This window comes from Bergeyella cardium, from assembly GCF_003614945.1.
In the GTDB taxonomy this organism is placed as follows: Bacteria; Bacteroidota; Bacteroidia; order Flavobacteriales; family Weeksellaceae; genus Bergeyella_A; species Bergeyella_A cardium.
The window spans coordinates 1551046-1563950 of record NZ_QYCZ01000001.1; the positions used below are offsets into that span (position 1 = coordinate 1551046).

General features: G+C 37.9%; 12 protein-coding genes and 1 pseudogene. 9 read left to right on the forward strand and 4 right to left on the reverse strand.

Annotated features, from left to right (window positions below):
• Nucleotides 1-107: 107 nt before the first annotated feature.
• The 6 genes and pseudogenes from D8991_RS07010 (at nucleotide 108) to D8991_RS07040 (ending at nucleotide 6220) form a co-directional block, all read left to right on the forward strand.
• Nucleotides 108-965, forward strand: a pseudogene (locus tag D8991_RS07010) (IS982 family transposase).
• Nucleotides 966-1365: 400 nt separating this feature from the next.
• Nucleotides 1366-1911: an RNA polymerase sigma factor gene (locus tag D8991_RS07015; protein ID WP_221407575.1), complete on the forward strand. Its 546-nt coding sequence runs from the start codon at nucleotides 1366-1368 to the stop codon at nucleotides 1909-1911.
• Between the two features lie 378 nt (nucleotides 1912-2289).
• Entirely contained in the window at nucleotides 2290-2730 is a 441-nt protein-coding gene (locus tag D8991_RS07025; protein WP_120489428.1) for a DUF417 family protein, read from the forward strand.
• Between the two features lie 5 nt (nucleotides 2731-2735).
• Complete coding sequence (msrA, locus tag D8991_RS07030; protein ID WP_120489429.1) at nucleotides 2736-3809, forward strand: peptide-methionine (S)-S-oxide reductase MsrA; 1074 nt, start codon at nucleotides 2736-2738, stop codon at nucleotides 3807-3809.
• 39 nt (nucleotides 3810-3848) lie between these two features.
• Nucleotides 3849-5096 carry a spondin domain-containing protein gene (locus D8991_RS07035; RefSeq protein ID WP_120489430.1) on the forward strand — a complete coding sequence of 416 codons (1248 nt, stop codon included), beginning with the start codon at nucleotides 3849-3851 and terminating at the stop codon, nucleotides 5094-5096.
• A 218-nt stretch (nucleotides 5097-5314) separates the two neighbouring features.
• Nucleotides 5315-6220: a CorA family divalent cation transporter gene (locus D8991_RS07040; protein ID WP_120489431.1), complete on the forward strand. Its 906-nt coding sequence runs from the start codon at nucleotides 5315-5317 to the stop codon at nucleotides 6218-6220.
• 44 nt (nucleotides 6221-6264) lie between these two features.
• On the opposite strand, the gene rfbA is transcribed toward D8991_RS07040, so the two are convergent.
• From rfbA to D8991_RS07060, 4 genes are read right to left on the reverse strand one after another with little or no spacing between them, the layout of a single operon-like run.
• Complete coding sequence (gene rfbA / locus D8991_RS07045) at nucleotides 6265-7122, reverse strand: glucose-1-phosphate thymidylyltransferase RfbA (protein WP_120489432.1); 858 nt, start codon at nucleotides 7120-7122, stop codon at nucleotides 6265-6267.
• Between the two features lie 8 nt (nucleotides 7123-7130).
• A complete protein-coding gene (rfbB, locus tag D8991_RS07050; protein WP_120489433.1) occupies nucleotides 7131-8210 on the reverse strand; it encodes a dTDP-glucose 4,6-dehydratase in 1080 nt (359 codons plus the stop codon).
• A 6-nt stretch (nucleotides 8211-8216) separates the two neighbouring features.
• Nucleotides 8217-8762: a dTDP-4-dehydrorhamnose 3,5-epimerase gene (gene rfbC / locus D8991_RS07055; RefSeq protein WP_120489434.1), complete on the reverse strand. Its 546-nt coding sequence runs from the start codon at nucleotides 8760-8762 to the stop codon at nucleotides 8217-8219.
• Nucleotides 8763-8786: 24 nt separating this feature from the next.
• Nucleotides 8787-9236 (reverse strand): adenylyltransferase/cytidyltransferase family protein, encoded by a 450-nt coding sequence (locus D8991_RS07060; RefSeq protein ID WP_120489435.1) that lies wholly within the window; start codon nucleotides 9234-9236, stop codon nucleotides 8787-8789.
• 217 nt (nucleotides 9237-9453) lie between these two features.
• Between D8991_RS07060 and D8991_RS07065 the strand changes: the two genes are divergently transcribed.
• The 3 genes from D8991_RS07065 to D8991_RS07075 all read left to right on the forward strand — a co-directional run bounded on the left by D8991_RS07065 (nucleotide 9454) and on the right by D8991_RS07075 (nucleotide 12902).
• Entirely contained in the window at nucleotides 9454-9831 is a 378-nt protein-coding gene (locus tag D8991_RS07065) for a hypothetical protein (protein ID WP_120489436.1), read from the forward strand.
• A 71-nt stretch (nucleotides 9832-9902) separates the two neighbouring features.
• Nucleotides 9903-10901 carry a hypothetical protein gene (locus tag D8991_RS07070; protein WP_162926745.1) on the forward strand — a complete coding sequence of 333 codons (999 nt, stop codon included), beginning with the start codon at nucleotides 9903-9905 and terminating at the stop codon, nucleotides 10899-10901.
• A 24-nt stretch (nucleotides 10902-10925) separates the two neighbouring features.
• A complete protein-coding gene (locus D8991_RS07075) occupies nucleotides 10926-12902 on the forward strand; it encodes a porin family protein (RefSeq protein ID WP_120489438.1) in 1977 nt (658 codons plus the stop codon).
• Nucleotides 12903-12905: the final 3 nt, after the last annotated feature.

A 12905-nucleotide genomic window follows, 5' to 3' on the forward strand; every position in this document is an offset into this window, starting at 1 on the left:
GCATTATAAAAATAAATAGGAAAAAGTTGTTTATTTAACTGAGATATCAGTATATTATTTTGTGAAAACGCAATAAAAATAAATAACTTAGGATAAATATAGGGTAAATATATGAAAGGTTTTTAAATGTTTTAGAAAAGTTTTTTTCACACCACCTTCTTCCTCTCCAAAGAAGGAAACCTATAATGAACGATTTGAAATTAATATATCTTAATACTGTGGCTGAATATTTAAATATAGATATTGATTTACAGCTTTTTAGAATAGTAGATAACTCCTTGACTGACAATATAGAAATAAGCGTTTATAACAAACGAAAACAAAAGTTAGCTCCCTTTACAGAAAGATTAGACAAAGGATTGCAAAAGAATTTAACGAGTTTGAAAATATTTTTGTAATAGATAGTAGCCGAAAAAATTTGCGAAAATGCTCATGCATTTTGTTCAAAAATTTGTAAAAGAGAAGTATTTTTATCACCAAATTATGGTTACTATACATCTTAAAGCTCACACTTTTATGAATATAAGCCACATACTATTTGCTCGTTACGCGCGCGATGTGATTCATAGCTTTGACATTACCCTAACTTCTGTCCATAACATTTATTATTTAAAAGATGTTCGTGAGTAAATAAAGAATTGTACCTTGATTGGAAATAAAGGATATTTATCTACCGATGTTCGAATAGATTTGTTTAATTATGCTAATATTCTATTAGATGTCTCTATAAGGAGTAATCAAAAAAAACATGTTCCTCAATTTTCATTATTCAGAAAAAAGAGAAAAATAATAGAAACATTAGTTAGTCTATCCAATTTATAATAAAAAGAAATTATGCAAAAGTCTTTTAAGGATTTAAAATATTGATAATCAGCGAGATAATATCAGTGACAATCATTCAATATATCATCAATAAATTTATCTTAAAGAGAAATATAAACACGCTTAAAGCTAATATAATTTAAAATACATAAGGGGGAGATAAACTATATATCTATAAATAAAAAGTCACCTTATATAGGTGACTGGCGTAATGCGCGGAATTACCCTACACTTTACTCTGCAAATATACAAACATTTTTTAATACACAATCATATCTTTGTTGCTCTCCTACAAAACCTGCTTTAATCTTATTTGATGATTGACATTTAGTACAATTTATCCCGTAAAATCACAAAAATATATTATATTAACAATCCTGTCTGTTTTATTATGAGTATTCTGCTAAAAATATCCTGTATTTAGTCTTTTAAAACTAATTTATTTTATTTTTGCCCATTCTTCCTTCTATTTCTTGGTCTTTGCAAACGAGAAAATAAGAAGAAGTTGCCCTATGAAAATATGGAATTAACAAACAAAACTAAATGATGAAGTCTAAAGAAGATGAACTCTCTCGGTGGGTAGATGAATATTCCGAGGCCCTACTCAGCAGGGCTGTATATTTACTTTCAAACGATGAAGATGCGTCAGATATCGTGCAGGAGGTTTTTATTTCTGCATACTCATCCTACGATTCATTCGAGGGGAAGAGTAATCCTCTCACTTGGCTTAATAAAATTCTCTTGAATAAAATATCAGATTTCTATCGTGCAAAATACAGAAATCCACAGTCCATAAGCCTTAATCATTTCTTTGATGAGTCTGGTAGCTGGATAGACAAAAGCGTTCTAAACGATTGGGAATATGATCTTAATGAAGAAAATTTATCCCAAGACAACTGGGAAACTTTCTTAGAGGACTGTCTGGAACTGCTCCCCGACCGCTGGAAAATCCTAATGAAATTATATTATCTACAGGAAGAAAAAGCCACAAATATTTGTCAGGAAATAGGAATTACCACGACTAACCTATGGAAAATACTGCAAAGAAGCAGACTACAAATAAGAGAATGTATAGAACAAAAGATTTAATCCCCTTGAGCCAATGTTAGTTAAAATAATACATCATATCTTCTTACCGTGTAGCAAAGCTAGTTTGCTTATGGAGAAAAAAAACTCTGGAGCCCTTAACCTGTACGAAAGTTTCAGGCTAAATTCTCATTTTCTCATCTGTAAATTTTGTAGAAAGTATCAGAAAAAGATTATAAAAATAGATCAAGGACTAAAAAACCTGCTGAACAAAAGAAAAAACACCGAAATTAATAATATTGAAATACAGCTATTTAAAGAAAAAATTAAAAATAAATTAAAAAATTAGGCTGCTTTTTTGTCAGGTTCTCACACTTTGTACGACTATAATGGTGAAAGAGAGAAAAACCATAACAAAACCTCTCCTTTCTGTATAAAGAAATGACAAAAAGATTAAATAATAAAATTTCGCAAACAGGATTTTACATACAAATCTTCGCTGCATCATTAATTCTTCTTTGGATAGGTATTTTTAAATTCACCCCAAGTGAAGCAAAAGCCATACAAGACTTGGTAGAAAATCACTTTATTACCTTTTGGGTATATGAAAAATTCAGCTTACAGACGGTTTCAAATATTATAGGAATTATAGAAATCAGCATTGCTCTCCTCCTGCTATTAGGATTTACTTTCAGGAAGCTGTGGAATATTGCTGGGGCAGGTATGCTTATCCTATTTTCTATCACTCTCAGCTATCTTTTCACTACTCCCAACACATTTCGTATGGTGGATAATATCCCTATAACTGACTTCTTTATACTGAAAGATTTATGCTATCTGGGTTTGGGAGCTGTACTTTTAGGATATTCAAATAACAAATAAACAAGATGAAAAATATTATTTTAAAAAGTAGTTGTATTTTGGCTTTGATGATATCAATACTCAGTTGCTCATCTCAAACAAAGGAAAAACTAAAAAATATGGAAGTAAATACTGAAAAAAAAGGAAAGGAAATCTATTTTGCAGGAGGCTGTTTCTGGGGTACAGAGCATTTCTTCAAACAAGTAAGAGGGGTAGTTTCCACAGAAGTGGGCTATGCCAATGGAAATACAGAAAACCCAACCTATGAGCAAGTTTGCTCCACAGAGACAGGTTTTGCAGAGACCGTAAAAGTAGTTTATAATCCCAACGAGGTTTCTCTAAGTCTTTTATTGGATTTATACTTTAAGACCATAGACCCTACGAGCCTCAATAAGCAGGGAGGAGATATTGGCACACAATATAGAACGGGGATTTATTACACTGATGAATCTGATAAGCTTATCATCTCACAAGAGCTCGATAAACTTTCCCAAAAATACAATGCACCTGTAGTAGTGGAAAACGAGCCCCTAAGAAATTTCTATAGAGCAGAGGACTATCATCAGGATTATTTAGATAAAAACCCTGCAGGATACTGCCATATCAATCCGTCCCTCTTTCAGCTTGCAAAGAAAGCAAACCCCGTTCAAAAGGAGTTTAAGAAGCAGACTGCTGAATCATTAAAGAAGAATCTCACTCCTCTACAATATGAAGTAACCCAAAACGGTGCAACCGAAAGACCTTTTGATAACGAGTATTGGAACGAATTTCGAGAAGGTATTTATGTAGATATAACCACTGGCGAGCCTCTTTTTATCTCTACCGATAAGTTTGAATCAGGTTGTGGATGGCCGAGCTTCTCCAAACCTATCAGCAAGGGACTTATTGATGAGAAAATAGATAAATCTCACGGAATGATACGCACCGAAGTACGCAGTAAAATGGGTGATAGCCACCTCGGGCATCTGTTCACTGATGGGCCACAGGATAAAGGAGGACTTAGATACTGTATCAATTCAGCTTCATTAAAATTCATTCCCAAAGAACAAATGAAAGCCGAAGGATACGGGGACTACCTCTACCTCCTCCAAAATAAATAAGAAAACTAATATAAACTAACCATTAATTAATTCAAACTAATGAGAAAAAATGTTTTAAAAGTAGCAACTATAGCTACAGGAATTGTAAGTGTATCATTCTTATCATCTTGCCACAACAGAGACAATATGATGTCTGATGATGCGAAATCAAAAATGGAGAGAACCATCACTTTTGAAAACATCATTAACCCGAAAGAATTCAGCCAAAGCGGTACTTTTAAAGGAATTAAACCTGGGGAATCTGTGAGTATTACATTCAGTGCTGGGAAGACTCAGAGGCTAATGTTCACCACTATGTTTGCAAACTCCTACGATTGGTTCTTCGCCTCCAAACAACCGGGTATTAAACTCTTTGATGACAATGGGAATGCCATTACTGGAGATGTCTCTTCACAGCTTACAGTCTGGGATAATGGTACTAAAGATGAGATAACGGGTACCCCAGAGGATAAAGTAATTGAAACCCGAGGAAATGTCCTAAAAGTAAGAGAACTAATGAAAGCTGAATTATCCTATAACGAATCTACCTCTGTATTTACTCTAAAAATCACCAATACTTCAGAAGGTAAATTAGCAGGTGCTAATCTTAGAGATAAAACCCAAAACCTCACCCCTTTTTCAGATGGAGTCTGGGTGGTCTCTAATTATGATGGACAAAAGCTTTTATCCGAGAAACCATTCTTTACTGTAAAGGAAAAGACTAATCCAGAGATTACCGATGTGGCACAAATGGGAGATATCACAAAACTTTACAATAAAGTAAAAGCAAATACAGGTATTATTACAGGGCTTTCACCAGCTTTGGTAGTAGTATATACTGGAGAGAAAAACCCTCTCTATGAGCTAAACAAAAAAGATCAGGGACTCGGTCTGAAAGAACTTTCCCAAAAAGGTGATTTTTCTAAATTACAAGAATCTCTCAAAAAAGATAAAAGTGTAAAAGAAGTATATATTGCTGGCAATACTCCCGTAGCTCCTGGGCAAAAAATGATGGCTACCTACAAAGTAGAAACAGGTGCTAAAGTGGCTTATGCCACTATGTTTGGATTTTCAAACGACTGGTTTTATGCCAATGAACAAAACATCTCTGCAGAACATAAAGGCGATGTAACCAACAGAACTTCACTGTTTGATTCAGGGACTGGCGTAGATCAATTCCCAGGAGCCGGGAACCGACAAGCCCTCTTCGGAGGTACACCAGAAAAAGAAAATAACCCAATACAAAAAGTGGGAAATAAATTCCCTGTACCAGCAGTTGCCAACACGCTAAAAATAACCATAAACTAATAATCATCTCATATATTCTAATCCGTATCAGCATCTTTTTATAGGTGCTGATATTTTTATCTTTATATTCCTCCTTTTTTCTCTCCTCTTCCTATGACGACAGGATAAGTGCCTGCCCTGCTAAGGGCTCGGCATAGGATGACAGAGTTTCGCTTACTGCCTACTGCCTATTGCTTAAAGCTTACTGCTTTTTATATTTGCAATCTTAATTTTATCAGATGGCATTAGATATTATTTACCAAACTGAGGGCTGTGAATGGATAGACTGCGAATCGGCTACAGCAGAGGATTTTGCTTACCTTAAAGAGCGATTTAAAATCAACCCACTGCTTCTCGAAGATACAATTGATGTAAATCACCTCCCAAAATATGAAGAGGAGGCAAATGTGAAATTCTTCCTGATGAGGGAAAATATACGGCCAGAGACCAAAAGTGGCACACTGAATGGGACGAGTGATATCTCCACAAAGCTCAGTATTTTCGTTTTAGATGGAACGATACTCACCATTCACAGGATGAAAAACCCAAGCATCTACGAGTTTCGGGAAGAAATAAAAAAACTAAAAACGGAGATTACACCAGACCTGATTGCCCTGAACCTCGCATTAAAAGTCCTCAATTCCTACGATAAAGAAAGTGTACTGCTGATGGATAAACTCGAGCAGATAGAAACTGATATTTTCCTGAGAGATTCTAAGGAAAACCACCTCATCACAAGGCTGTACAGGATTAAAAGAAAGGCGGGGCTCAACCTAAAAATCCTGAATGTATCCTCATCTTGGGTGAATTATTTTAGATTTCTGGATATCTCTCACGCTCAGTATACCGACTTACAGGATAAGCACAAAGATGTGATTTCGGATTTTGAACACCTGACAGCAGAGGTCAACAACTTAATCTCAATGTTCATCGCACTCTCTGACCAAAAGGCAAATCAAGTGATGAAACTGCTGGCAATCTATTCGGTATATTTCCTCCCAATTACCTTTATTGCGGGGCTTTATGGGATGAATTTCGAGCATATGCCCGAGCTGCGAACCGAGTATGGCTACTACATTACTCTTGGAATAATGGCGCTTATCGTCATCATTACCTTCATCTATTCTAAAAGGAAGAAGTGGTAAAAAAAGAAGAGGAGACTCATACGAATCTCCTCTTTTATTATGTGCTAAATCAGTTTTTTCAAGTAGCTTCCGTAGCCGCTTTTGCCGTACTTCTCTGCGGATTTTAGGAGCTGCTCCTTATCGATAAAGCCTTTTTTGTAGGCGATTTCCTCGATGCAGGAGATTTTTACGCCTTGTCTTTTTTCGAGGACTTTCACAAACTCAGAAGCCTCGTGAAGGGAGTCAAAAGTCCCAGTATCCAGCCAAGCGGTTCCGCGACTCATCACACCCACCTCGAGCTGACCTTTTTCAAGGTAAATTTTATTAATATCGGTAATCTCGAGCTCGCCTCTCGCTGATGGTTTCAGATTCTTGGCGTATTCCACCACAGAATTATCATAAAAATACAAACCTGGCACCGCGTAGTTTGATTTCGGAGCTAATGGCTTTTCTTCTATGGAGATTGCCTTTTGGTTTTCGTCAAATTCTACTACGCCGTATCTTTCTGGGTCGGAAACGGGATAAGCAAAGACGCAGCCTCCTTTTACATCGGTCTTACTTTCTAAAAGCTGAGGGAGCCCAGAACCGTAGAAAATATTATCACCCAAAACAAGGGCTACGGAATCTTCGCCTATAAATTCTTCTCCCAGAATAAACGCTTGTGCAAGCCCATCTGGTGAGGGCTGAACCTTGTATTCAAATTTACAACCGATTTGCGAACCATCGCCAAGTAGTTTTTTAAAGGCTTCTTGGTCGTGCGGTGTTGTGATAATCAAAATCTCCCTAATTCCTGCCAAAAGCAGCGTAGAGATGGGATAATAAATCATCGGTTTGTCATAAACGGGCATTAGCTGCTTGCTAACGGCTATGGTGAGGGGATAAAGCCGAGTACCCGACCCTCCCGCAAGAATAATTCCTTTCATTTTAATCTTTAATTGTATTGCTTTTCATAGTACTTCTGATACTCACCGCTGGTTACATTTTCTAACCATTCTTGGTTGTTTAGGAACCAGTCTATCGTCTTCGCCAATCCTTCCTCAAAGGTTACCGATGGCTTCCAGCCGAGGTCTCTATTGAGCTTGGTAGCGTCTATTGCGTATCGTTTATCGTGCCCTGGACGGTCTTTCACAAAGGTAATGAGCTTTTCGGAGTAGCCTTCTGGTCTGCCGAGCTTGGCATCCATTTGCTTGATGAGCTCTTTTATCAGATCTATATTTTGCCACTCATTAAAGCCTCCGATATTGTAAGTCTCCCCTGTTTTCGCTTCATTAAAGATTTGGAAAATTGCCCTCGCGTGGTCTATTACAAAGAGCCAGTCGCGGGTATATTTACCATCTCCGTAGATAGGAAGAGGTTTTTCATTAATGATATTGAAAATACAGAGCGGAATTAATTTCTCTGGGAAGTGGTTGGGGCCATAGTTGTTGGAACAATTAGAAACGATGAACGGTATCCCGTAAGTATTCCCGTATGCCCTTACCAAATGGTCGCTCGCCGCCTTGCTCGCGGAGTATGGAGATTTAGGGTCATACGGCGTCTCCTCTGTGAAAAATCCCGTCTCTCCCAATGCACCATACACCTCATCTGTGGAGATGTGATAGAAAAGATTTTTGCGCTTTTCGTTTGGGAATCTGCCGTGCGTATGGTCTGGGTTAAGCGTCCAAAACTCTTTACAGAGGTTGAGCAAATTCGCTGTGCCCACTACATTGGTATTGATAAAAGCATTCGGGTCGGTGATGCTCCTATCCACATGGCTTTCTGCTGCGAGGTGAACTACAGCATCGGGCTTATGCTTTTCAAACACCCGTCTGAGTTCTTCAGGCTGGGTAATATCTGCCTTTTCAAAGATATAGTTCGGCTCGTTCTCTATATCCTTTAAGTTTTCAAGATTCCCTGCATAGGTAAGGGCATCGAGGTTAATAATTTTCGTTTGTGGTAAGTTTTTCACAAACTCCCTTACCGTATGGGAGCCAATAAAACCCGCTCCACCAGTTATAATAATTGATTTCATTGCTTTTTAGTAATTTTTATCTTTAAATAATGCCTGTACTTTATCTTTTTCGGATAAGATGACTGCCTCTGCAGGAAGTTTCCAATCGATATTAAGGTCTGAATCATTCCAAAGTATGCCGCCTTCGGATTCTTTATTATAGAAATTATCACACTTATAGGCAAAGACTGCTTCATCACTAAGAACGGCAAAACCGTGTGCAAAGCCCCTCGGAACATAAAACTGTAATTTATTCTCCGCACTAAGCTCTATACCGAACCACCTACCGAAACTCGGAGACTCCTCCCTAAGGTCTAAGGCTACATCCCACACGCTTCCTTCAAGGCAGGAAACGAGCTTTGCCTGCGCAAACGCTCCCTTTTGTAAATGCAGCCCACGAAGCACTCCGTAAGAGGATTTTGAAACATTATCCTGAACGAAATGCCCATTAAGCCCCGTGAGCTCCTCGAATTTTTTTTCATTAAACTTTTCATAGAAGTAGCCTCTCTCATCTTCAAAGACCGTAGGCTCTATGATGTAACAATCTTTAAGTGGCGTTTCTTTTATCTTCATTTTTGATGAATAATTTAGTAATTATTAGTTTTTACTCGGAACTTCTATTTTGGATCTTTCTTGCTCGTATACAGCTCTTTTCAGTGCTGAGCTGGAGAATCTGTGGTCCCTTTTGTTATAGTAGATTTCTATTCCTTTCTGCTCGCAATATTCTTTACCAGTGAAGTTTTTATCCTTATAATCATCACCGATAATGCGAACATCTATCACAAAAGATTGAAGGATGTCCATTAGATCTTCTTCCGTGTTGTATGGGATAATTTCATCTACCGAGCGGCAGGCTTTTAGCTGAATATACCGCTCTACGACGGACTGTGTAGGCTTGTTCTTCTGCGGGCGGTCGTGCGTAGGGTCTAGCTGCAGCCCTACGATAAGGTAATCGCAAACCGTTTTAGCTTCTTCCAACATTTTGATATGCCCCGCGTGTAGTAAATCAAAGGCAGAAAAGGTAATTCCTATCTTCTGAGTCTTCATTCTTAAACCTATTTTATTGGCAAAGATAATAATAATTTAGCGGCTAGCTATTAGTATCAGGCAGTAAGCTTTTACATTAATAAAACACAAGTTTAAAATTCATCATTCCATTAAAATACAAAAAGAAGTTGTACCTCTAAAACATCTCATTGGCTATGGTATACTTTACTGCTTTTTATCATATTTATATATAATTTATTTCTTTATTTTTGCAACAATGCAAAGGAATACACAACATATCATTTCATTTGTTTTGAGCCTGCTGATTCTTTACAGCACGGTTCGAGGTGCTGTGTATCACCTTTATTATACTATAGATCAGAAAGGTTTTATAGAAAACTTCTGCATCAATAAAGACAAGAAAAACCTACACTGCGAGGGGAAATGTAAGCTGAAAGAAGTATCCAAAGAAGATCCAAACACAGCGAAAGAATCCAATTTTGACTTTACCAAATTTCAAAAAGAGTTTTATTGGGAGTCTCCCCTACCCCTCCTTACCACAACTCAAGATTTTGAGCAAGTAAAGCATTTATTTTATTATAAGATCCCGTTCTGGGACAATCTCTCACCCGATTTCCTCAGTCCGCCTGCATAAGTATTTCATTACCTTATCAATTTTGATTCAAAAAAATTTAAATTATTAATTACTATTAAAACCCCAAAAAAATGAAATACTTAAAATTTTTATGCCTAATGATTTTGGCATTCAACCTCTCTTGTACAACAGATAGAACTGATTTTGATAACAACCCAAGAGGAAGAGACAGAACTACAATGATGCCTGTACTTACCTTTACAAATGGAGAACATCAGATTGTTATGCAGACTCCTGGTGGGAAATTCTTTAGCGGATACAATTCCCTTATGGTAGAAGTATTTGATGCAAACTCAAAGCAGAAAATACATGTTCACTCCTTCAAATTTTTACCAATTCAGACAAATACTAATAATGGGCTTTCTAGCTCTTGTCCACACCTTTATGAATTAGAGTTTAAGTCTGATAAAAAGGCTTTTGAAGGCTTTGCGGTATTCAACAACCCAAATGATGCCATAGAATATGAAATTGATGCCAATGGAAATGTAAGAGCAAAACTGAAAAACACTATTAAAAACTGGTCTCTCTACCTCTCCTATACTGTAAAAGGGGTAGATTATCAAGTGAAAAAAGATGTAGATGTGAGCAGTCTTCCATTGGAATATCTCAATAGAAACTTCACTGAGTTTATGGGTAATGATGGTGAGAAATATACCCTTGCCCTTGTAGAACCACAAACTCCTGGAGTTAAAGAAAACCCTCTAACAGCTGGTCTGTACAAATACATCAAGCCTGCAAACGGAGCATTCGAGCATAAAATTATTAATGATAAACCAGACCCAAGTCTTTTCTCATATACCACAGTAGATGGTGCTACTTTGGAACTCGACCCGAGGATGCCAGACCCATCTATGGGCAATCACTCTTCACCGAATAACAAGCACCTTACTCAACAGGCTGATAAAATGTATCACGGAGTGGTGAACTATACAATGACAGGGCTTTGGACGCTCAACTTCATCTTCAAAGATAAGAATGGCACCGTTATAAAAGGAACAAAAGTGCCACACCACCACACTCCAAATGTATGGGGCAAGAAAAGTGAATTGTTTATAGATATCATTTTCTAAAAAAACAGATTATAATCATCCTCTATGAAGAAACTTATCCTCCCACTATGCCTTATTGGCATTGGGATTAATGCACAAAAAGTTAAAAAAGATAGTATAAAACAAATAAAAGGCGTAACGCTAACCACCTTTGCAAAGAAAAAGATACAAAATGATGTAAAACTCAACTGCTCGGTAGACGAGTACTTGGCATCATCGGATAATATTAGCTTTGTGAAAAGAGGAGCCTACGCCTGGGAGCCTCTCCTCAATAATATGAACAGCGAAAGACAAGTGGTAACCATTGATGGTATGCACATCTTCGGAGCGTGTACCGACAAGATGGATCCCATTACCTCCTATGTAGAGACAAACAACCTTTCCAAGATAGACATACAGTCTGGTCAGGAAGGTGGTCTGCACGGCTCTACCATCGCTGGCGCAATAGACCTCAAACGAAGGAGATTTTCTTTCTCTACTACTGAAAAATTCGGTGGTTCTTATCAAACAGGTGCTGAGCTGAACAACTTCCAGTTTTTTAACCTTGGAGATGTGTACTATACCACCCCAGGATTTGTTGTAGATGGAAGTGTTTCCTATCGTACTGCAAGTAATTATAAAGCAGGAGGTGGAGAGGAAGTACTCCATTCTCAATACAATAAGTTTAATACCTCTGTAGGCTTGGGCTTTAAGACCAGTCCTCTCTCTGCAGTAAAGGTAGATGCTATCTTTGACTTGGCAAAAGATGTGGGCTACCCCGCTCTCCCTATGGATGTATGGCTTGCAAGGGCGCTCATCACCTCTGCATCTTATAAACAATTATTCGAGGATAAGATGATAAAAGTTTGGGACACCAAGTTCTATTTTAATGCGATAGAACATTATATGGATGATACCAAACGCCCAAACAACCCAGTGCATATGGATATGCCAGGATGGAGCACCACTTATGGACTTCTTTCCAAACTGGTAATAAAGGAGCGTAAGTTTGCTTCCGAGATACAGATTAATGGCTATCAAAATGAATCTACAGCAGAGATGACGATGTATCCAAAAGCCTATGGACTCCCTCTGATGTTTGCCTATACCTGGCCCGTAGTTACTACAAACTATGCCGGGCTATCAGTAAGCAATCAATGGGATATAAGTGAGAGAAGCTCTATTAATTTTGGAGGCTCTGCCAGCCTTCACCACAACCGAGCGAAGTATATGGATTTCGCTTGGATATTCCACCCTGGAGCTCCTCAGGAGACTACAAGGTTCCTCCCGAGCCTTTATGGTTCGTATAAAGTGGACTTCTCACCTATTAGTTTCAGTTTCGGATTGGGCTACGGGCACAGAGCACCTTCCGTCTCCGAAGGCTATGGCTACTATATCTACAACAGTTTTGATAGATACGACTATATCGGTAATCCTAACCTGAAAAATGAAATCTCCCACGAAGCCAACTTCCTCGCGAGCTTCAAAGGTGGTAAGTTTAGTGCAGAAGCAAAAGCCAATTTCTTCTATATTAAGAATTATATCATCGGTAAGATTTTGAATATCGGTTATCCAATGAATATTCTATCGGTAGGAGTAAAAGGCTATACGGGATTAGAACATGCTAAAATCTTTAATGCTTCGCTGGATATGAAGTATACCTTCTCCGATAACTGGAATTGGAAAGGTATGCTGACCTATGCAAAAGGAGAGGATTTTAATGGTGGCAATCTACCGTTTATTCGTCCGCTAAGCTATCAGACGAGCCTTAGGTTTAATAATGATAAGTTCTCTGTGCAGGCTTCTGTAAATGGAGATTTTGAGCAGACGGCATTCAGTGCCGAGTATGGAGAGGATAAAACCCCTGCCTACATCGTCTATAACCTGTCGGCTGATTATACCCTGCCTATCGGAAGAAGGAACCTTCAATTGCAGGTGGGTGCCGAGAACTTATTAGATACCCATTATAGCACCTATGCCGACTGGGGAAATATCCCTCGTATGGGGCGTAATATATTCTTAGGTGCAAAAGTGAGTTTTTAAAAC

What these genes read in the sequence shown, in the direction of transcription:
- rfbA (WP_120489432.1), bottom strand. Translation starts at nt 7,122, where the DNA reads ATGAAAGGAATTATTCTTGCGGGAGGGTCGGGTACTCGGCTTTATCCC.
- D8991_RS07070 (WP_162926745.1), top strand. Translation starts at nt 9,903, where the DNA reads ATGAAATACTTAAAATTTTTATGCCTAATGATTTTGGCATTCAACCTC.
- msrA (WP_120489429.1), top strand. Translation starts at nt 2,736, where the DNA reads ATGAAAAATATTATTTTAAAAAGTAGTTGTATTTTGGCTTTGATGATA.
- D8991_RS07025 (WP_120489428.1), top strand. Translation starts at nt 2,290, where the DNA reads ATGACAAAAAGATTAAATAATAAAATTTCGCAAACAGGATTTTACATA.
- rfbC (WP_120489434.1), bottom strand. Translation starts at nt 8,762, where the DNA reads ATGAAGATAAAAGAAACGCCACTTAAAGATTGTTACATCATAGAGCCT.
- D8991_RS07015 (WP_221407575.1), top strand. Translation starts at nt 1,366, where the DNA reads ATGATGAAGTCTAAAGAAGATGAACTCTCTCGGTGGGTAGATGAATAT.
- D8991_RS07065 (WP_120489436.1), top strand. Translation starts at nt 9,454, where the DNA reads ATGCAAAGGAATACACAACATATCATTTCATTTGTTTTGAGCCTGCTG.
- D8991_RS07075 (WP_120489438.1), top strand. Translation starts at nt 10,926, where the DNA reads ATGAAGAAACTTATCCTCCCACTATGCCTTATTGGCATTGGGATTAAT.
- D8991_RS07040 (WP_120489431.1), top strand. Translation starts at nt 5,315, where the DNA reads ATGGCATTAGATATTATTTACCAAACTGAGGGCTGTGAATGGATAGAC.
- D8991_RS07060 (WP_120489435.1), bottom strand. Translation starts at nt 9,236, where the DNA reads ATGAAGACTCAGAAGATAGGAATTACCTTTTCTGCCTTTGATTTACTA.
- D8991_RS07035 (WP_120489430.1), top strand. Translation starts at nt 3,849, where the DNA reads ATGAGAAAAAATGTTTTAAAAGTAGCAACTATAGCTACAGGAATTGTA.
- rfbB (WP_120489433.1), bottom strand. Translation starts at nt 8,210, where the DNA reads ATGAAATCAATTATTATAACTGGTGGAGCGGGTTTTATTGGCTCCCAT.